General features: G+C 61.7%; 17 protein-coding genes. 6 read left to right on the forward strand and 11 right to left on the reverse strand.

Annotated features, from left to right (window positions below; all coding sequences use genetic code 11):
* Window positions 1–507: 507 nt before the first annotated feature.
* The gene (locus tag YH63_RS19785) at window positions 508–1,305 is read right to left on the reverse strand and encodes a hotdog fold domain-containing protein (protein WP_046830001.1); all 798 of its coding nucleotides are present in this window, start codon (window positions 1,303–1,305) and stop codon (window positions 508–510) included.
* 169 nt (window positions 1,306–1,474) lie between these two features.
* Between YH63_RS19785 and YH63_RS19790 the strand changes: the two genes are divergently transcribed.
* Window positions 1,475–1,945 (forward strand): YaiI/YqxD family protein, encoded by a 471-nt coding sequence (locus tag YH63_RS19790; protein WP_046830002.1) that lies wholly within the window; start codon window positions 1,475–1,477, stop codon window positions 1,943–1,945.
* A gap of 14 nt (window positions 1,946–1,959) precedes the next feature.
* Entirely contained in the window at window positions 1,960–3,774 is a 1,815-nt protein-coding gene (locus YH63_RS19795) for an ABC-F family ATP-binding cassette domain-containing protein (protein WP_046830003.1), read from the forward strand.
* Between the two features lie 157 nt (window positions 3,775–3,931).
* On the opposite strand, the gene YH63_RS19800 is transcribed toward YH63_RS19795, so the two are convergent.
* The 9 genes from YH63_RS19800 to YH63_RS19840 form a co-directional block, all read right to left on the reverse strand.
* Window positions 3,932–5,152 (reverse strand): NAD(P)/FAD-dependent oxidoreductase, encoded by a 1,221-nt coding sequence (locus YH63_RS19800; protein WP_046830004.1) that lies wholly within the window; start codon window positions 5,150–5,152, stop codon window positions 3,932–3,934.
* 5 nt (window positions 5,153–5,157) lie between these two features.
* A complete protein-coding gene (locus YH63_RS19805; RefSeq protein WP_046830005.1) occupies window positions 5,158–6,090 on the reverse strand; it encodes an SDR family NAD(P)-dependent oxidoreductase in 933 nt (310 codons plus the stop codon).
* A gap of 14 nt (window positions 6,091–6,104) precedes the next feature.
* Window positions 6,105–6,569: a MaoC family dehydratase gene (locus YH63_RS19810; RefSeq protein ID WP_083992737.1), complete on the reverse strand. Its 465-nt coding sequence runs from the start codon at window positions 6,567–6,569 to the stop codon at window positions 6,105–6,107.
* A gap of 224 nt (window positions 6,570–6,793) precedes the next feature.
* Window positions 6,794–8,521 carry an AMP-binding protein gene (locus YH63_RS19815; protein WP_046830007.1) on the reverse strand — a complete coding sequence of 576 codons (1,728 nt, stop codon included), beginning with the start codon at window positions 8,519–8,521 and terminating at the stop codon, window positions 6,794–6,796.
* Window positions 8,522–8,530: 9 nt separating this feature from the next.
* Window positions 8,531–9,415: a 3-hydroxyisobutyrate dehydrogenase gene (gene mmsB / locus YH63_RS19820; RefSeq protein ID WP_046830008.1), complete on the reverse strand. Its 885-nt coding sequence runs from the start codon at window positions 9,413–9,415 to the stop codon at window positions 8,531–8,533.
* A 31-nt stretch (window positions 9,416–9,446) separates the two neighbouring features.
* A complete protein-coding gene (locus YH63_RS19825; RefSeq protein ID WP_046830009.1) occupies window positions 9,447–10,535 on the reverse strand; it encodes an enoyl-CoA hydratase/isomerase family protein in 1,089 nt (362 codons plus the stop codon).
* Window positions 10,532–11,677, reverse strand: a complete 1,146-nt coding sequence (locus YH63_RS19830; RefSeq protein WP_046830010.1) for an isobutyryl-CoA dehydrogenase — start codon at window positions 11,675–11,677, stop codon at window positions 10,532–10,534. The genes YH63_RS19825 and YH63_RS19830 overlap by 4 nt, the downstream gene beginning before the upstream one ends.
* Before the next feature lie 19 nt (window positions 11,678–11,696).
* Complete coding sequence (locus YH63_RS19835; protein WP_046830011.1) at window positions 11,697–13,193, reverse strand: CoA-acylating methylmalonate-semialdehyde dehydrogenase; 1,497 nt, start codon at window positions 13,191–13,193, stop codon at window positions 11,697–11,699.
* 115 nt (window positions 13,194–13,308) lie between these two features.
* Entirely contained in the window at window positions 13,309–13,932 is a 624-nt protein-coding gene (locus YH63_RS19840; protein WP_046830012.1) for a TetR/AcrR family transcriptional regulator, read from the reverse strand.
* Window positions 13,933–14,097: 165 nt separating this feature from the next.
* Here YH63_RS19840 and YH63_RS19845 point away from each other — a divergent pair, with 165 nt between their 5' ends.
* From YH63_RS19845 to fabF, 3 genes are all read left to right on the forward strand, one after another.
* A complete protein-coding gene (locus tag YH63_RS19845) occupies window positions 14,098–14,868 on the forward strand; it encodes an enoyl-CoA hydratase (RefSeq protein WP_046830319.1) in 771 nt (256 codons plus the stop codon).
* 191 nt (window positions 14,869–15,059) lie between these two features.
* The gene (locus YH63_RS19850; RefSeq protein ID WP_046830013.1) at window positions 15,060–16,253 is read left to right on the forward strand and encodes an acetyl-CoA C-acyltransferase; all 1,194 of its coding nucleotides are present in this window, start codon (window positions 15,060–15,062) and stop codon (window positions 16,251–16,253) included.
* A gap of 127 nt (window positions 16,254–16,380) precedes the next feature.
* The gene (gene fabF / locus YH63_RS19855; protein WP_083992759.1) at window positions 16,381–17,643 is read left to right on the forward strand and encodes a beta-ketoacyl-ACP synthase II; all 1,263 of its coding nucleotides are present in this window, start codon (window positions 16,381–16,383) and stop codon (window positions 17,641–17,643) included.
* Between the two features lie 9 nt (window positions 17,644–17,652).
* Here fabF and YH63_RS19860 read toward each other — a convergent pair whose 3' ends face one another.
* The gene (locus tag YH63_RS19860; RefSeq protein ID WP_046830320.1) at window positions 17,653–18,156 is read right to left on the reverse strand and encodes a winged helix-turn-helix transcriptional regulator; all 504 of its coding nucleotides are present in this window, start codon (window positions 18,154–18,156) and stop codon (window positions 17,653–17,655) included.
* Between the two features lie 104 nt (window positions 18,157–18,260).
* On the opposite strand from YH63_RS19860, the gene YH63_RS19865 reads away from it, so the two are divergent.
* Window positions 18,261–19,238, forward strand: coding sequence for a zinc-dependent alcohol dehydrogenase family protein (locus tag YH63_RS19865; protein ID WP_046830015.1), 978 nt, complete (start codon window positions 18,261–18,263; stop codon window positions 19,236–19,238).
* The last annotated feature ends 26 nt before the right edge of the window (window positions 19,239–19,264 follow it).

Consider the following 19,264-nt stretch of genomic DNA (forward strand, 5'->3'; position numbering starts at 1 on the left):
GGATCAGGACGTGAAAGCGTCCGTCCTCACCCGGAAGTACGGTCCCCTCGCCCAAAATCGCCGCCAAATAGCAGTCAAGCTTGCGCAGACTGCGCAAACTTGTCTGCGGAGCGCCGCAAGGCGATGCGCTTCCGGAGGTTCATCGCCTCGCAAGCGGTGCCGGAAGCGAAACGATACCAAGGTGCGCCTCGCGGCGCTCCATGCCCCTCGTTGCTTTGATGGGGCAAGACCAAAGCTCACCTCGCGCGATGCGCGAGAACAATCACGCGTGGCTGTTTGAATCTATGGATCAGAAATGGCGCGAGGTGCTCGCGACACCCACGATGTCGTCCCCGCGCAGGCGGGGACCCATAACCACCGAACGAGGTGATGATGGTACGAAGCTGCTCCGGCATCACCCTCAAATCGAGAGCTTAGGGAGTATGGGTCCCCGCCTTCGCGGAGACGACGTGGAGAAATTGCGATACTGCAACACTCACAGTCGTCACCACCGGTCTTCTCCCGGTGCTACGCCGCCATCGTCTCGCGTGGCTGATAGATCGCCACATGCTGACAATGCGCGATCGGCTTTGAGCCGTTCGCGACGATCAGACCGTCCAGCTCCACGAACTTGTGGCCCTTGCGATCATAGTTGCCGGTGACCTTCGCGCGCACGGTCAGTTCATCCTCGACCGACGCTGCCGCCAGATAGCGGATGGTGCTGCCGACATGAATCCACGGACCAAGAATGGCGTTCTCCATCAGCGCCCAGTTCATCGTCCGCAGCAGCATGCCGGTGTGAACGATCTTCTCATCGGCATAGAGCGGATCGGTTTCGCGGGCATCGCGCAGATATTCGGACGAGCCCTGCGCGCCCAGCGTGAACGGCGGAATGGCGAGCCACTTGCCGGTCTGATAGGTCTTTTCATCGGCGGGCGCATGCTTGCCGACGGGCTGCATAACCTGGAAGTCTTCGAGCGATATCCTGGGCGTATCGGACGGCATCGAAGCGGTGCCGCTCGCACAAAGCTCGCCACGGCTCTCGACCTTGATGGCAAGGCCGCCGTCGATTTCCTCCGCCGTCACCACGGCGGTCTCGCCGTCATACACCGGCTTGAAGAACCGGCCGTCCATCAACCCGCGCTCCAGAAACGCCCGGCCCCATTTCGCCACCGGCATGTGGGTCATGTAGGCGAAGACATCGACACCGGGGACCAGCCCGCCCTGAAACCCGAACCGGCGCGCGACCGAATCGTCGTGCATCTTGTTTTCGGAGTTCTTGGCGAGATTGTAGGCGTGGATGCTGTAGGGCTTGAGCGCGGTCATCGTTTCCTCGGATTATTGCGTTATTGGGCCGAATGGTACGCAACCGGGAAGCCAAGGCAAGCCACGCCCGCGCATGCCTCGCAAGCCGGACCGCGTTCCACTCGCCATTTGGGCGGGTGTAGGTTACCAGCAGCCGCCTGCCGAACTTTTGCAAACCCATGGGTAAACCTTGACCCCCACGACCCGTATCTATGTCGATGCCGATGCCTGCCCGGTGAAGGACGAGATCTACCGCGTCGCCGCCCGCCACGACCTGCCGGTCAGCGTCGTCGCCGGGAACTTCATCCGCGTGCCGAACGACCCGCTAATCGAACGGATCGCCGCAGGGTCCGGCATGGATGCCGCCGACGACTGGATTGCGGAACGCGCTCAAAAAGGCGATATCGTCGTCACGTCCGACATCCCGCTCGCGGCACGCTGCGTGAAGGCCGGTGCGGACGTGATCGCGCCAAACGGCAAGCCGTTCTCAGAAGAATCCATCGGCATGACCTTGGCGGTGCGCAACCTGATGACCGATCTGCGCTCCAGCGGCGAAGTCACCGGCGGGCCGCGGTCGTTTTCGCCGCGCGACCGCTCCGCGTTCCTGTCGGCGCTCGACCAGACCATTCGCCGCATCCAGCGCGCAAGAGACCAGAAGTAAGGTATTCCGACGAGATGGCGCCTCCCCTCATCCAGTTGAAAGACATCGCGCTGACCTTCGGCGGCACACCGCTGCTGGCCGGCGTCGAGCTTGCGGTGTCGGCGGGCGAACGCGTCTGCCTGATCGGCCGCAACGGTTCTGGAAAATCGACGCTCTTGAAGATCGTCGCGGGCCTTGTGGAAGCTGATCGCGGCACCCGCTTCGTGCAGCCCGGCGCAACCATCCGCTATCTGCCGCAGGAGCCGGATTTCGACGGCTTTAGCACGACGCTGGCCTATGTCGAGGCCGGGATGAATCCGGGCGACGATCACTATCAGGCGCAATATCTGCTCGATCAATTGGGCCTGACCGGCACCGAGGACCCCGCCAATCTGTCCGGCGGCGAAGCGCGGCGCGCGGCGCTCGCACGCGTTCTTGCGCCCTCGCCCGACATCCTGCTGCTGGACGAGCCGACCAACCATCTCGATCTCACCACCATCGAATGGCTGGAAGGCGAACTCGCAAACCGTCGTTGCGCACTGGTCATCATCAGCCACGACCGGCGCTTCCTCTCCAATCTCTCCCGCGCCACCGTCTGGCTCGACCGCGGCGAAACCCGCCGCATCGAGAAGGGCTTCAGCGCCTTCGAGGAATGGCGCGACGAAGTGCTGACCGAAGAAGAGCGCGACCAGCACAAGCTGGATCGCAAGATCGTCGCTGAAGAACACTGGCTGCGGTACGGCGTTTCGGGCCGGCGCAAGCGCAACGTCAAGCGCCTCGGCAACCTGTTCGCGCTGCGTGACCAGCGCCGCGATTATCGTGGCGCCGCGGGCAAGGCAAACCTTGCGGCTGCTGAAGCTGAAAGCTCCGGCAAGCTGGTGGCCGAGGCGAAGCACATCGGCAAGTCCTACGGTGATCGGCCCATCGTCGATGATTTCTCCATTCGCGTCGCGCGTGGCGACCGCATCGGCATCGTCGGTCCGAACGGCGCGGGCAAGACCACGCTCATCAGCATGCTGACCGGGGCCGATTCACCGGACGCCGGCACGATTCGCCTCGGCGCCAATATCGAAATGGCGACGCTCGACCAGCATCGCGAAAGCCTCGATCCGAAAACGACGCTGGCTGATGCGCTGACCGGCGGGCGCGGCGACAGCATCATGGTCAACGGCAAGCCGAAGCATGTCATCGGCTACATGAAAGACTTTTTGTTTCAGCAGGAACAGGCCCGCACACCGCTGGAAGTTCTCTCCGGCGGGGAGCGCGGACGGCTGATGCTGGCCCGCGCACTGGCCAAGCCATCCAACGTACTGGTGCTGGACGAGCCGACCAACGACCTCGACCTTGAAACGCTCGACGTTCTGGAAGAAATGCTGGGCGACTACGACGGCACGGTTATTCTCGTCAGCCACGACCGCGACTTCCTCGATCGCGTCGTAACGTCGGTGATCGCCCCGGAGGGCAACGGCAAGTGGACCGAGTACGCCGGCGGCTACTCCGACATGCTGGCGCAGCGCGGAGCGGATCTGAAGCAGCGCGCGCTCGAGTCGGCGGCCGCTGACAAGCCGAAGGAAACCAAGGGATCAGCACCTGCGTCCTCGGCAAAGCGCCGCCTCAATTTCAATGAGAAGCACGCGCTGGAAACCTTGCCGAAAACGATGGCGAAGCTTCAGGCCGAGATCGCGAAACAGCAGAAGCTGCTCGACGATCCCGAGCTTTATGCAAAGGACCGCAAAAAATTCGATGCCGCCTCCGCTGCGATTGCCAAGGCGCACACCGAACTGGACGCCGCTGAGGAAAAGTGGATCGAGCTGGAAATGCTGCGCGAGGAAATCGAGAGCGGGGTTTGATCGCTGCCAAGATTTGTCTTCTTGGAGCTCGATCGGCACTACACAAAAGATCGTCATCACCGGGCTTGACCCGGTGATCCACGTCTTCCTTACGCATTAAGAGAAGGCGTGGATGGCCGGGACAAGCCCGGCCATGACGAAACTTAGAACACCGATGCTAAGAAGTGCGCTTCAGGTAGTTCAGCACGCCTCGTCCGGCCGCTGCGCCTGTGGCGAAGCATGCCTGCAAGAGGTAGCCGCCGGTTGGCCCTTCCCAATCGAGCATTTCACCGGCGACAAATACACCGGGTAACTTGCGCAGCATAAAGTGTGGATCGATTTCGCCGAATGAAATCCCGCCCGCTGTCGAAATCGCACGCTCGATTGGCGCAACGCCTGTGAGGCGGACCGGAACAGCGTTGATAAACGCGGCAAGCGTTTCAGGAGTCATCGCTGACAGGTTCAGCCCCGCAGCAATCGCCGCTTCCTGTAACAATCCGATGGCGACCGGCGAAAGACCTGCGGCTTTTCGCAAGTAAGTCGACATCGACTGCTTCTGTCGCGACTTGCTGACCCGCGCCGTCAGATCGGATGCTGTGAGATCTGGCCGCAGCGCGAGATGAACCATAGCCGCGCCATGCGCAAGCACCGCATCGCGCAATGGAGCCGACAGCGCATAGATCGCACCACCTTCGATTCCACCGCGCGTGATCGTCGCCTCACCACGCACTGTCTCTCCGCCGAAAGACAACGCAACGCCCTTCAACGGTTGTCCCTCAAAGCGGTCGCGGAACAGATCCGACCATGTGACACGGAAGCCGGAATTGGCAGGCCGCAACGGCACAATCTCAATGCCCCTCGCCTTGAACGAATCGATCCAGCCACCATCTGCGCCTAGCTTGGGCCAGCTTGCGCCGCCGAGCGCGATCACCGTGGCGTCAGGTTTGAGCGACGTCCGGCCTTCCGGGGTTCCGAATTGCAATTCGCCCGTCATGCTCCACCCCATCCAGCGGTGACGCAACGCGAGGCGAACTCCGGACTGATCGAGCCGCCGCAACCATGCGCGCAACAACGGCGACGCCTTCATGGCTTCCGGAAATACCCGTCCACTTGAGCCGACAAAAGTAGATTGCCCCAGACCTTCGCTCCACGCCCGCAGTGCATCGGGTGGAAATGCTTCGATGGCAGGCCGCAGATGCGGCATCGCCTCACGATAGCGCTGGAGAAAGTGATCGAGCGGTTCGCTGTGGGTGAGATTGAGGCCGCCGCGTCCGGCGAGCAGAAACTTGCGCCCGACCGACGGCATGCGCTCGTAGACGGTGACGCGCGCACCGCCCACCGCCAGAACTTCAGCCGCCATCAGCCCCGCGGGACCGGCACCGATGACGGCGACATCCAAGGCGCTTAACCGCCCATCGGCGGCAGCTTGATACCCGCGGCCTTGGCGGCCTGCTCGACATACTTGAAGGTCTGGAAGAATGCGCCGCCGAGATCACGCGCCGTCGACATATCGCCGATCTTGGCGAAATTCGCCGCGATGGCGTCCGGCGTCCACTGATCCTGCGGCAGGTTGAGGCCTTCGGTCTCGACCACCTTGATGACTGCGAATGAACCCGCGCCTGCGCCCATGATGGTGCGGGTCGGCGCGTCCTCGCTCAGCAAGTACAGCACGGCGGGCGTGATCGCTTCCGGCTTCATCAGCGCGAGGATCTCCGGCCCGATCAGGCCTTCGGTCATGCGGGTCGCAGCCGTCGGCGAAATCGTGTTGACGCGGATGTTGGTCTTGCGGCCTTCCTCGGCGAGCACATTCATCAGGCCCACCATGCCGGCTTTCGCGGCAGCGTAGTTCGCCTGCCCGAAGTTGCCGAACAGACCCGACGACGACGTGGTGACGACGATGCGGCCATAGTTGCGCTCACGCATGCCATCCCACACCGCGCGACAACAATTGAACGTGCCGGTCAGATGCACGGCGATGACCTTGGCGAAATCATCCGGCTCCATCTTGCCGAACGACTTGTCGCGCAGGATGCCGGCATTCGCGACCATCAGATCGACACTGCCCCACTTCATCGACGCGCGGGCGACCATTTCCTTGACCTGCTCGAAATTCGAAACGTCCGCGCCGTCGGCGATCGCCTCGCCGCCCGCCTTGCGGATCTCTTCCACAACCGCTTCGGCAGGACTAACCGAACCGCCGCTTCCGTCGCGCGCCGCGCCCATGTCATTGACCACAACCCGCGCACCGAGTTTTGCAAGACCGAGCGCATGCGCGCGACCGAGTCCTGCTCCAGCACCGGTCACAACCGCAACGCGTCCATCGAACCTGATTGCCATGATCGTCCCTTACATTATGCGAAGAAATGCATTCCGAGCCAGTCCGCGACCAGCGCGGGCTTTGGCTCACCCTCTATTTCCAGAGTCGTGTTGGTACGCGCCAGAAGTTCCTTCGGCGACTTCATGGTCACCTCGGACAGCACGAAGCGCGCACGCACCCGCTTGCCGGCCCGCACGGGCGTGAGAAACCTGATCTTGTCGAAGCCGTAGTTGATCGACATCGCCGCGCCATTCAGCGTCGGCATGGTGGCATAGGCGAGCTTTGGCAACACCGACAGCGACAGGAAACCATGCGCAATGGTCCCGCCGAAAGGCGTTTCGCGCTTTGCGCGTTCCGGATCGATGTGGATGAACTGAAAGTCTTCGGTCGCATCGGCGAACGCGTCGATCTGCTTCTGATCGATCGTATGCCACTCCGAAACACCAAGCTCTGTGCCCACGAGTTTCAGGTAGTCTTCCAGATTCATCGCAGCGCCCACGAACCATCTCCCGGCTGAAATTCGAACTGGGTTGGCACATTCCACAGATCGGCGGTCCGGCCAAGCGAAAACTTTGGCCGCTGCTGGTGCATCCGCCTCTAACGCAAGCCTTTCGTCGTCGTGCCCGGGCTTGTCCCGGGCATCCACGTCTTTGGTCAAGATTTTGAGAAGACATAGATGGCCGGGACAAGCCCGGCCATGACAACCTGTAAAGATAGGGCGCGTTACCGCGCAGCGCTTTGAGAAACCTGCAATTCCGGAAAATCCTCCTCCCGGAATTCCTGACCACGCAGCGCGTCCGTGCGGTCGTTGTTGTGTTCGAGACGGCGGAGCTGCACGCGGCGAATCTTGCCGGAAATCGTTTTTGGCAGTTCCGTCACCAGTTCGATCCGACGGATGCGCTTGAACGGCGCCAGCCGCGAATGCACGTACTTGAAGATCGACAGCGCCGTATCGCGCGTGATCGCGGTGCCCGGTACCAGCGAAACATAAGCCTTCGGAAGCGCGAGACGGATGGGGTCCGGCGTCGGCACGACGGCCGCTTCGGCAACCAGTTCATGCTCCAGCAATACGCTTTCGAGTTCAAACGGGCTGATGCGATAGTCAGACGACTTGAACACGTCGTCAGAGCGACCGACGAAGGTCAGGTAGCCGTCGTCATCGAGAAACACCACGTCGCCGGTCTGATAGACCTCGCCGTCTGCGCCCTTCGGTTTGCCGTCGTCGCCCTGATAGCCAAGCATTAGCCCTGCCGGACGATCCGCGCCGAGCACAAGACGCACTTCGCCCTCTTTCGCCAGATTGCCGTCGGCGTCAGCCACCTGGACCTTGTAACCCGGCATTGGCCGGCCCATCGAGCCGACCTTCACCGGCTGTCCCGGCGAATTTCCGGCCAGCGCTGTTGTCTCGGTCTGGCCGTATCCGTCGCGGATCGTCAGACCCCACGCGGCCTTGACCTGATCGATCACTTCCGGATTGAGCGGCTCGCCTGCGCCGCAGACCTCGCGCACCGAAACCTTGTAGTCCGCAAGCCGCTCCTGAATGAACAGCCGCCATACGGTCGGCGGCGCGCACAGCGTCGTCACGCCACAGCGCGCGACCGTGGCCAGCAGACCTTTGGCATCGAAACGCGGCTGGTTGACGATGAAGATGGTCGCGCCGGCGTTCCACGGCGAGAAGAAACAACTCCACGCATGCTTGGCCCAGCCCGGCGACGAAATATTGAGATGAATGTCGCCCGGCTGAAGCCCGAGCCAGTACATGGTAGACAGCGACCCAACCGGATAACTGCGATGGCTGTGCAATACGAGCTTCGGCTTGGCCGTGGTGCCGGACGTGAAATACAGCAGCATCGGATCGTTCGCGTTGGTCGCGCCATCCGGTGTGAACGCGTCCGGATAATTCGCCGCGTCCTCGAAACGCCGCCAGCCTTTGTGTTCGGAGGTTGCACCCACGACAATGCGCGTGAACCCCTCGCCGCCGAGGCCTTCGAACTTCGCAACCTGATCCTGTGTCGCGACAACAATCTTCGCCTTGCCGCGATCGAGACGGTCACGCAATTCGTCCGCTGTCAGCAGCGTCGTCGCGGGGATCACAATGACGCCCAGTTTCATGGCGGCGAGCATCGTTTCCCACAACGGCACCACATTGCCGAGCAGCAACAGCAGGTGGTCGCCGCGCTTAAGCCCCAGACCGCGCAGGAAGTTCGCCGTTTGATTAGATCGGCGCGATAGCTCCGCGAACGACAGTTTCGTCTCGGCGTTCGTCGCCGCATCGACGATCCAGAGCGCCGTGCGGTCGCGGCTTTCGGCATTGCCGGCCAGACCAGCATCAAACCAGTCGAGCGCCCAGTTGAACTGCTTCTCATCCGGCCAGCGAAACTCCGCAACGGCCTTGTCGTAATCGTTACGATGCTTGAGCAGGAAAGCGCGCGCGTCCCGGAATGTCGTCATCAAGAAATCCTATTTCGCCAGCCCACGAACATGCTTGATGATACCGGAGAAATCCACTCCGCCATGACCGGCTTTCTCGAAGGCGTCATAGATGCTTTCCGCATGTGCGCCGAGCGGCGTGGCCGCACCGGCAGCCTTCGCGGCTTCCTGCGACAGGCGCAGGTCCTTCAGCATCAGCGCCGCGGCGAAGCCCGGCTTGTACTCGTTGTTGGCGGGCGAAGCCGGAACCGGACCCGGTACCGGGCAATACGTGGTCAGCGACCAGCACTGACCCGACGAGGTCGACGCCACATCGAACAGCGCCTGATGCGACAGGCCGAGCTTCTCACCGAGCGCGAAGGCTTCCGATACGCCGATCATCGAGATGCCGAGGATCATGTTGTTGCAGATCTTGGCCGCCTGCCCCGCACCCGCCTCGCCGCAATGCACGACCTTCTTGCCCATGTTTTCCAGAATGGGCTTTGCAGCCGCAAACGCCGCAGCGGTCCCGCCGCACATGAATGTCAGCGTCGCGCCCTTCGCGCCACCGGTGCCGCCGGACACCGGAGCGTCGATCGAGGGCAAGTTGTGTTCTGTTGCGTGAGCGTGTGCAAGCCGAGCGCTTTCCACATCGATCGTTGAACAGTCGATCATCAGCGTGTTCTTGCCGACCGACGGAATGATCTCTTTCCACACGCCCAGAACATGCTTGCCTGCGGGCAGCATGGTGATGACGACCTGTGCGTCCTTCACGGCTTCCGCCGCACTCGCCGCAATGCCGACGCCATCTGCTTTGGCCGCGTCCTTCGACGCCTGCACAAGATCGAAACCCTGAACCTTGTGACCTGCCTTGACGAGGTTGGCCGCCATGGGTCCGCCCATGTTGCCGAGACCGATGAATGCGATGTTTGCCATTTCCTGCCCTCGTTATCGTTGTTCAGTGACGTCAGTCTGGAAAAACCAGCTTGTATGTTCCGTTCGGCGCGAAATACTTCTCGACGATCTCAGGCGTGACATCCTCGATCCGCGATGGCGACCATTTCGGGTTGCGGTCCTTGTCGATAATGGCTGCGCGAACGCCCTCGACGAACTCGGCGCTTGTGAAAACCGCCAGCGCCGAGTTGTATTCGCGAATGAGGCTTTCCTTGAGCGATTTGGACGCGCGCGCACGGCGCAGCAGTTCCAATGTCACTTTGAGGGCGGTCGGCGACTTTTCCGACAGCGCCTTGAGCGTTGCCAGCGCAAACTCCGAACCATCACCTTTCAACGCTGCGATGATCGCTTCCATCGTGTCATGCCCGAAGGCCCGATCAATCTGCTCGCGATGGGCAGCAACCGGCGCTTGAATGTCAGCCGTTGCATATCGCCCCATGATCGCACGAACATCGTCGCTGGTCGCCCGCAGCGGTGCATTAGTCAACGCGTCGCGCAGCGCCGGCCAGTTGCTCGATGCGATCAGTACATCCGCCGCACCTGCATAGACCGCATCGGCGCCGGTCATGGTTTGCCCCGTCAGGGCAAAGTAGGTTCCGATTTCGCCGGGCGCACGCGACAACAGCCATGTGCCGCCCACGTCCGGGAAGAAACCCAGACCGACCTCGGGCATCGCCATCTTTGTCTTGTCGGTCACGATCCGATGCGCGCCATGCGCCGACAGCCCAACGCCGCCGCCCATGACGAGGCCATCCATATAGGCGACATAGGGCTTCGGAAATTCGGGAATGCGCGCGTTTAAAATGTACTCTTCGCGCCAGAAGACCGGCCCGAGATCGCCACCTGTTTTCGCACTTTCGTAAAGTCCGCGAATGTCGCCGCCGGCACACAGTCCGCGCTCGCCCGCGCCTTCCAGCAAGACCAGCGACACGCCGGGGTCAGCTCCGAATTCATCGAGCGCAGTTACGATCTCGCGCGTCATCTCGAGCGTTAGCGCGTTGATCGCCTTCGGACGGTTCAACCGGATGATTCCGGCCGCGCCCTCGCGGCAGGTGATCAGGTCCTTTTCCGGTGATTCAGCCATCGCCGCATGCGCACTCATCGCCCACCTTCGATCAGCTTGCGCGCAACGATCACGCGCATGATCTCGTTGGTTCCTTCAAGGATTTGATGCACACGCAGATCCCGTACAATTTTCTCGACGCCGTATTCCGACAGATAGCCGTATCCGCCGTGCAGTTGCAGCGCCTGATTGGCGATTTCAAAACCGGCATCGGTGCCGAAGCGTTTGGCCATCGCGCAAAGCATGGTCGCGTCGGGATCCTTGCGGTCCAGCGCCGCAGCAGCCCGCCACAGGAACGAGCGCGCGGCTTCGAGTTCGATGGCCATATCAGCGAGACGGAACTGGAGCGCCTGGAATTCGTCGAGCCGCTGGCCGAAGGCCCTGCGCTCCCTCAGGTAGGCCAGCGACTTGTCGAGTGCCGACTGCGCGCCGCCGAGCGAGCAAGCCGCGATGTTGAGGCGACCGCCGTCAAGGCCGGACATGGCGATCTTGAAGCCGATGCCCTCCTCGCCGATGCGATTGGCGACAGGAACCCGCACGTTCTCGAAGATCACCGCGCGGGTCGGCTGGGCGTTCCAGCCCATCTTGCGTTCATTGGCGCCGAACGACAGGCCCGGCGCATCGCCCTCGACCACCAGCGTGGAAATGCCGCCCGCACCGTTACCGCCGGTGCGCGCCATCACAACGTAGATGTCGCTTTTCCCCGCGCCGGAGATGAACTGCTTCTGACCGTTCAGGACATAATGATCGCCATCGCGCACCGCGCGCGTGCTGAGTGCCGCCGCATCCGAGCCGGCGCCCGGCTCGGTGAGGCAATAGCTAGCCAGCAATTCCATGGTGCAAAGACGCGGGAGCCATTTCTGGCGCTGCGCGTCCGAGCCGTAGTGGTCGATCATCCACGAAGCCATGTTGTGGATCGAGATGAACGCCGAAACGGTCGGACATCCGGTTGCCAGCGCCTCGAAGATCAGCGCGGCATCGAAACGTGTCAGCGCCGAGCCGCCGACATCGTCACGAATATAGATGCCGCCGATACCAAGTGCGGCCGCTTCACGCATCACGTCGACGGGAAAGAATTTTTCCTCGTCCCATTTCAACGCAAACGGCGCGATCTTCTCGGCGGCGAATTCGCGCGCCATGTCGCGAACCGCGATTTGATCCTCGGTCAGAGCGAATTGCATGGCGCGCTCGCTTGTTAGCTTAGTTCATCGTCGGGATGGAGAACTCCGCGCCGTCCTTGACGCCGGAGGGCCAGCGCGAGGTGACGGTCTTGGTCTTGGTGTAGAAGCGGACCGAATCCGGACCATGCTGGTTGAGATCACCGAAGCCGGACTTCTTCCAGCCGCCGAAGGTGTAGTACGCGATCGGAACCGGGATCGGCACGTTGATGCCGACCATGCCAACATTGACCTTGGCCGCGAAGTCGCGCGCCGCGTCACCATCACGGGTGAAAATCGCAACGCCGTTGCCGTAATCGTGGTCGGACGGCAGCGCCAGCGCTTCATTGTAGTCGTGAGCGCGCACCACCGACAGCACGGGTCCGAAGATCTCTTCCTTGTAGATGCGCATGTCCTTGGTGACGTTGTCGAACAGACAGCCGCCCATGTAGAAGCCCTTCTCGTAGCCCTGCATCTTGAAGCCACGGCCATCGACGGCGAGCGTCGCGCCCTCCTTGATGCCGATCTCGACGTAATCCTTCACGCGTTCCAGCGCCGCCTGGGTCACCAGCGGGCCGAAGTCCGCGGACGGATCGGTCGAGGGACCGATCTTGAGGCTTTCAACCCTGGGAATGAGCTTTTCCATCAGGCGGTCCGCCGTAGTCTTGCCCACCGGCACCGCGACCGAGATCGCCATGCAGCGCTCGCCCGCCGAACCGTAGCCCGCGCCGATCAGCGCATCGACGGTCTGGTCCATGTCAGCATCCGGCATGATGATGGCGTGGTTCTTGGCGCCGCCGAAGCACTGCGCGCGCTTGCCCGTGGCGGCCGAGCGCTCATAGATGTACTGCGCGATCGGCGACGAGCCGACGAAGCCCACGGCGCGGATATCCGGATCGTCAAGAATCGCATCGACGGCTTCCTTGTCGCCGTTGACGCAGTTCAGGATGCCCGGCGGCAGACCCGCCTCGATCATCAAGGCAGCCAACGCCATCGGCACGCCGGGGTCGCGCTCCGATGGCTTGAGAATGAATGCGTTGCCGCAGGCGATCGCGGGCGCAAATTTCCACATCGGGATCATCGCCGGGAAATTGAACGGCGTGATGCCCGCGACGACGCCGAGCGGCTGGCGCATCGAATAGATGTCGATGCCGGGGCCGGCGCCCTCGGTGTACTCACCCTTCATCAGGTGTGGAATACCGCAGGCGAATTCAGCCACTTCGAGCCCGCGCTGGATGTCGCCCTTGGCGTCGGGAACCGTCTTGCCGTGCTCGCGCGCCAGCAGCTCAGCGAGTTTGTCGTAGTCTCGCTGCACCAGTTCCAGGAATTTCATCATGACTCGGGCACGGCGCTGCGGGTTGGTGTTCGCCCACCCGACCTGCGCGGCCACAGCATTTTCAACCGCAGCGCGCATCTCCGCCTTGGACGCCAGCGCAACCTTGGCCTGCACTTCGCCCGTCATCGGCTCGAATACGTCCGCAAAACGGCCCGACGTACCCTTGACTTCCTTGCCGCCAATAAAATGACCGATCGTGCGCATGCGTATCCTCCAAAAGCGAATGTTTCGAAGGTTCTAGCACCGCAACAACCGGAATAGGAACCCGGTTCTGCGCACAGCACGGTGGCGTGCAATGCAAAGAGATATTGCCTGGCGTTCAGGCCTCGGTTTTCGGTTTGGGCTTCTTCGTGCGCGGTTTTGCCGCGTTCTCGCCCCGCAACGCTGCGTGGCGGCCCGCGCTAAGGATTTCGTCCGAGAATTCGCCCGTCCCTGCCGCGCGCGCCAGGATCATCGCCCCCATGATCGTCGAGAGCACAGCGATAGCTTCGCGGCGGGCCGTCTTTGTGGGCAGGCTTGGGGATTGCTCCGCCAGCATCGAGATCATGTCTTCGAGCTTGCTGGCGAATGCCTTGCGCGTTTTTGGATTGGCCCGCGACACCTCGACGCCCAGCGACGGCAATGCACAGCCGTTACCGACGTCGTCGCGATGCTCAGCGGACAGATAGCCGTTCACGATCGAAGCAAGGCGCTTGTCTTCCGGCAACTGCTCCGCGCGCTTGCGCCACCGCCCTGTGGTCTGCTGCATCGCATGGGCGAAGGCCTCGCTGATCAGCGCGTCGCGCGACGAAAAGTGGGCATAGAATCCGCCGTGGGTGAGACCGGCTTCCTTCATCAGATCAGCCACCCCGAGGCTCGCCGCGCCCCGCTCGCGCAAACGCACGGACGCATTCTTCACGATCCGCTCGTGGGTTTCCGCCTTGTGATCCTTGGAGTAACGCATCACCGCCTCATCAGATGTCTCAGATCATATAATAACATACCTTGGCGAGAAAAGTGCCTGTTTCGGGCGCAAAATGGCTGCCATGCACGGTATTTGACGAAGGATAACGGATCGCGCACCATCGCGCATACCGACACCTTCTCGCAACCGTCAGGCTTCCGAAAAATGCAAACGATCAACGACTATTGCAACGTCACCCGTCGCGACAACGGCATCGCACAATTAACGATCACCAACGCCGGACCTCTCAACATCATGAACTCGGCAGTGATCTACGGCGTTCGCGAAGGGCTGGAATTGCTTGGGAAGGACCGCGACATTCGCGTGTTGATTGTCAGAGGTTCCGGCGAGAAAAGCATGATCGGCGGCGCGGACATCAAGGAGATGGCGACACTCGATCAGGTCTCGGCTGAAAAATTCATCACCGGGTTGCGCGACCTCTGCGAAGCTGTCCGGCAGTTTCCAACGCCGGTGATTGCGCGGCTGCGCGGATGGTGTCTCGGAGGCGGACTTGAGTTTGCCGCAGCATGCGATCTGAGGATCGCATCGCAAGAGGCGAAGTTCGCAATGCCGGAGGTCAAGGTTGGTATCCCCTCGGTGATCCACGCGGCCTTGTTGCCAAGGTTGATCGGCTGGGGACGCGCGCGCTGGCTAATCCTGACTGCGGCCACGATCGATGCGCCGACCGCATTGAACTGGGGACTTGTCGATCAGGTCGTTTCCGAAGCCGATCTTGACGAGGCGATCACAACCGCAGCCTCCGCCATCGCCGAATGCGGACCGGAAGCCATGCGAAATCAGAAGGCCCTCTTGAGGGAGTGGGAAGAACTCCCACTTACGGAATCGATCAATTTAAGCGTCGGCGTGTTCGGAAAATCGTTCCTGACCGGCGAACCCCAGCGCCACATGCAGGCTTTTCTCGACAGACGAAAATAGCTCATCCGACGCACGAAAATAACTCATGCGAGTTTTGGCATGCCAAGGCATGTTTTAAACGCCGGGCTGCTTGTCCGGACTCGATTCATGCTTTTATTGTCCGGACGCGGATTGCAATTTCCGCGTCCTTTCATATGATGCATGTCATCTAACACGGTCAGGCTCCGTGCGCGAACCAGGAGAGCTGTTGCATGTCCACCTCCGATCCCGTTGTCATCGTTTCCGCAGTCCGTACTCCTCTTGGTCGCTTCCAAGGTGATTTGTCCTCGTTCAGCGGACACAATCTCGGCTCGCACGCCATCGGCGCGGCGCTGGAACGGGCCAAACTGTCGCCCGACCAGATCGACGAAGTTCTGATGGGCTGCGTTCTTCCCGCAGGACAAGGTCAGGCCCCTGCCCGTCAGGCCGCGCGCGGCGCGAAGTTGCCAGACGCCACCGGCGCAACCACCATTAACAAGGTGTGCGGATCGGGCATGAAAGCCACCATGCTGGCCCATGACCTGATCAACGCGGGCTCGGCGAACATCGTTGTATCCGGCGGCATGGAAAGCATGACCAATGCGCCATACCTTCTTCAAAAGGCGCGCGGCGGCTATCGCGTCGGCCACGACCGCATCATCGATCACATGATGATGGATGGCCTCGAAGACGCTTACGAGACCGGCCGTTCGATGGGTGACTTCGGCGAAGCCGCCGCTGAAGCCTATCAGTTCAGCCGCAAGGACCAGGACGACTACGCTGTCGAGACGCTGACGCGGGCGCGTAACGCCGTCCAGAGCGGCGCTTTCAAGAAGGAGATCGCGCCGATTTCGGTCAAGGAAAAGGCAGGCGTTCGTCTCGTTGAAAACGATGAACATCCGCTGAAGGTCGACCCCGCCAAGATTCCCAACCTGAAGCCGGCGTTCCGCCCCAACGGCACCATCACGCCCGCAGCTTCCTCGGCGAATGCCGACGGCGCGGCCGCGCTGGTTTTGACCCGCCGGTCTATTGCAGAACGCGAGGGCCTGCCGATCCTTGCCGAGATCAAGGGTCACTCGACGCACAGCCAGGCTCCTGACTGGTTCACGACCGCTCCTATTCCCGCAATCCGCAAACTGCTCGAGAAGGTCGGCTGGAGCGTTAGCGATGTCGATCTGTTCGAAATCAATGAGGCTTTCGCCGTGGTTCCGATGGCAGCCGCCAAGGATCTCGGAATTCCGCGCGATAAGCTGAACGTCAATGGCGGCGCGTGCGCGCTCGGCCACCCGATCGGCGCAACTGGTGCGCGACTGATCGTGACGTTGCTGCACGCGATGGAGAAGAACAACGTCCAGCGCGGCATCGCCTCGCTGTGCATCGGCGGCGGCGAAGCAACCGCCATCGCAGTCGAGCGCAAGCTCAACTGATCGGCGCTGCGCCATTTTGAATAATGCACCGGCGAGTTTTCCGCCGGTGTGGTAAGCCGCATACCCGGCAAGCGGGCTGCGTTGTTTCTCAGCAACCTGTGGTGAGATCGTGAAACGAAACAGCTCCATACGACGGATCGTCGTCACCGGAATGGGCGCCGTCTCGCCGCTCGGCTGCGGCGTCGAGAGCAACTGGTCGCGTTTGATTGCCGGTCAGTCCGGCATCCGCGCATTGTCTGACAATGTCGCCGCTGACCTGCCGGTGAAAGCCTGTGGCACTGTGCCCGACATCGTCGACGATCCGGAATTCGGCTTCGATCCCGACCGCGCAGTTCAAAAGAAAGACCAGAAGAAGATGGATCGCTTTATCCAGTTCGCCATGCTGGCGGCGGACGAAGCGATCGCGCAGGCCGGATGGGCTCCTCAGGATGCACGTTCGCGCGAACGCACGGCGACCATCATCGGCTCCGGTGTCGGTGGATTTCCCGCCATCGTCGATGCGGTTCGCACCGCCGATGAACGCGGCGTTCGCCGGCTGTCACCGTTCACTGTCCCGTCGTTTCTCGTCAACCTCGCCGCCGGACAGGTTTCGATCCGTCATGGCTTCAAGGGGCCGCTGGGTGCACCCGTGACCGCATGCGCGGCCGGCGTCCAGGCCATCGGGGACGCTGCTCGCCTCTTGCTTGCGGGCGAAGCAGATGTCGCAATCGCGGGTGGAGCCGAAGCGTGCATCGATCGCGTCAGCCTCGGCGGATTCGCCGCCGCCCGCGCGCTCTCGACCAATTTCAACGATGAGCCGCAACGCGCGTCACGTCCCTTCGACCGCGACCGCGACGGCTTTGTGATGGGTGAAGGCGCGGGCATTGTCGTCATCGAAACCCTCGACCACGCACTCAGCCGCGGCGCAACGCCGATCGCCGAACTTGTCGGTTATGGCACGACATCGGATGCGTACCATATGACGGCCGGGCCGGAAGATGGCGACGGCGCACGCCGCTCCATCGAAATTGCGCTGCGCCAGGCCGGCATCTCTCCGACCGAGGTTCAGCATCTCAACGCACATGCGACCTCGACGCCGGTCGGCGACAATGGCGAGCTCGCAGCGATAAAGGCTGTATTCGGCACCGAAGGACGAGTCGCAGTCAGCTCCACAAAATCCGCCACCGGTCACCTGCTCGGTGCGGCAGGCGGGCTTGAGGCCATCTTTTCAGTGCTGGCGCTACGAGACCAGATCGCGCCGGCCACGCTCAATCTCGATCATCCCGATGCTGCCGCTGAAGGTATCGATCTTGTGCGCGGCGCTGCACGCCCGATGGCCATCGAGCACGTGTTGTCGAACGGCTTCGGCTTCGGCGGCGTCAACGCGAGCGTTCTGTTTCGCGCCTGGTAACGGCGCGGATCATATCTTCCTGACTGACGCTTGCTTCGCAAGCAGGTAGTCTCGCGTCACCGCCGTCGCACCGTGCCCGGGTTTGTACATCAGTTCGTCGGACGAGACCGCCCGGCCTGAGGTGCTCCTTACGATCAGTGGTTTGATCGCTGCGCCGCTTTCGCGATCAACAGCAACGACCGGCTCGTTGCCGGGTCCGGACACCCAGCGGTCGCCCCATTGCATGATCGCCATCAGCGGAGCCTGAAATTCTTTCGCCTTTTGTGTCGGAACGTACTCGAAACGTGTTCCGCGTTTGCCGACGTCCATTTGCGCCAGCATCCCCTCCTCGACGAGATGCCGCAACCGGTCGGTCAGCGTATTCCGTGCGATGCCGAGTCCGCGCATAAAGCCTTCGAACGTTCGAACACCTGCCAGCGCGTCCCGCAGGATCAGAAGAGACCACGCATCGCCGAGCACCGCGAGCGCACGCGCAATCGAGCAGTTCAGCCGTGCGAAAGAGGGTTCGCGCATACCAGTCATTTCCTTCATTTAGTTGCTAACTAATACTAGTTGCCATACTGGACTAAAATAGCATTTTTCGCTCGGCCGCAAAGCGGCGTTTTTGGGAGAACACCATGCATAGCGTTCAACTCAATGCGTTTGGCAAGCCATGGGAAGTGGCTGAGACCGTCACTATTCCCGATTCCGGCGCTCCCGGAGTCGGCGAAATCGTGATCGATATGGAGTTCTCACCGATCAACCCTTCGGATCTCGTGCTGATGCGTGGCCTTTATGGCGTGAAGCCAAAACTGCCCGCACCCGTCGGCACTGAAGGCGTAGCACGCGTGACCAAAGTTGGTTCTGGTGTTGCCGAAATCAGGGAAGGCGACCGCGTGCTGTTCCCAAGAGGAACATCGACGTGGCAAACGCGCAGCAAGGTCAAGGCCGACGGATTGTTTGCGTTGCCGGCCGGTGCGGACCCGCAGCAACTTTCGATGCTGATGGTCAATCCTCCCACGGCATATCTCCTGCTCACGGAGTACGTCTCTCTCAAGAAGGGAGACTGGGTCATTCAGAGCGCCGGCAATTCTGGTGTCGGTCGCGCGGTCATCGCCATCGCCAAACAGATGGGTGTTCATACCGTCAGCGTCGTACGCCGTCCTGAGTTGGTCGATGAGTTGAAAAAGCTCGGTGCCGATGTGGTTCTGGTCGAAGGCCCCGATCTGGCCAAACGCGTCGCGGAAGCGACAGGCAAAGCGAAGATCATGCTTGCGCTCGACAGCGTTGGGGGCCCGGGTCTGATGTCGCTGAACGACTGTCTGGCCAACGGCGGTACGCTGGTCGCCTATGGTGTCATGAGCGGCGGGCCGGGTCCCTTCTTCACCGCGCCGAACATCTTTCGCGATCTCACGCTCAAGGGCTTCTGGCTGTTGAACTGGTTCAACAAGAGTCCGCCAGCTCGTGTTGTTGAGGTTCAGAAGAAGATGGCCGGGTGGATCGCAGACGGAACAATCTTTACGCCCGTGGAAGCGACCTACCCGCTCATCGAGTCCGCAGCCGCGATTTCCCACGCCGCAAAAGGTACGGGAAAAATCCTCTTTAAGGGCTCCTGACGGCGCGCTTCAAGAACCTCTGGATG

The organism is Afipia massiliensis (assembly GCF_001006325.2).
In the GTDB taxonomy this organism is placed as follows: Bacteria; Pseudomonadota; Alphaproteobacteria; order Rhizobiales; family Xanthobacteraceae; genus Afipia; species Afipia massiliensis_A.

What these genes read in the sequence shown, in the direction of transcription:
- YH63_RS19840 (WP_046830012.1), bottom strand. Translation starts at nt 13,932, where the DNA reads ATGCGTTACTCCAAGGATCACAAGGCGGAAACCCACGAGCGGATCGTG.
- YH63_RS19805 (WP_046830005.1), bottom strand. Translation starts at nt 6,090, where the DNA reads ATGGCAATCAGGTTCGATGGACGCGTTGCGGTTGTGACCGGTGCTGGA.
- YH63_RS19835 (WP_046830011.1), bottom strand. Translation starts at nt 13,193, where the DNA reads ATGCGCACGATCGGTCATTTTATTGGCGGCAAGGAAGTCAAGGGTACG.
- YH63_RS19865 (WP_046830015.1), top strand. Translation starts at nt 18,261, where the DNA reads ATGCATAGCGTTCAACTCAATGCGTTTGGCAAGCCATGGGAAGTGGCT.
- mmsB (WP_046830008.1), bottom strand. Translation starts at nt 9,415, where the DNA reads ATGGCAAACATCGCATTCATCGGTCTCGGCAACATGGGCGGACCCATG.
- YH63_RS19845 (WP_046830319.1), top strand. Translation starts at nt 14,098, where the DNA reads ATGCAAACGATCAACGACTATTGCAACGTCACCCGTCGCGACAACGGC.
- YH63_RS19825 (WP_046830009.1), bottom strand. Translation starts at nt 10,535, where the DNA reads ATGAGTGCGCATGCGGCGATGGCTGAATCACCGGAAAAGGACCTGATC.
- YH63_RS19785 (WP_046830001.1), bottom strand. Translation starts at nt 1,305, where the DNA reads ATGACCGCGCTCAAGCCCTACAGCATCCACGCCTACAATCTCGCCAAG.
- YH63_RS19850 (WP_046830013.1), top strand. Translation starts at nt 15,060, where the DNA reads ATGTCCACCTCCGATCCCGTTGTCATCGTTTCCGCAGTCCGTACTCCT.
- YH63_RS19860 (WP_046830320.1), bottom strand. Translation starts at nt 18,156, where the DNA reads ATGCGCGAACCCTCTTTCGCACGGCTGAACTGCTCGATTGCGCGTGCG.
- YH63_RS19795 (WP_046830003.1), top strand. Translation starts at nt 1,960, where the DNA reads ATGGCGCCTCCCCTCATCCAGTTGAAAGACATCGCGCTGACCTTCGGC.
- YH63_RS19815 (WP_046830007.1), bottom strand. Translation starts at nt 8,521, where the DNA reads ATGACGACATTCCGGGACGCGCGCGCTTTCCTGCTCAAGCATCGTAAC.
- YH63_RS19830 (WP_046830010.1), bottom strand. Translation starts at nt 11,677, where the DNA reads ATGCAATTCGCTCTGACCGAGGATCAAATCGCGGTTCGCGACATGGCG.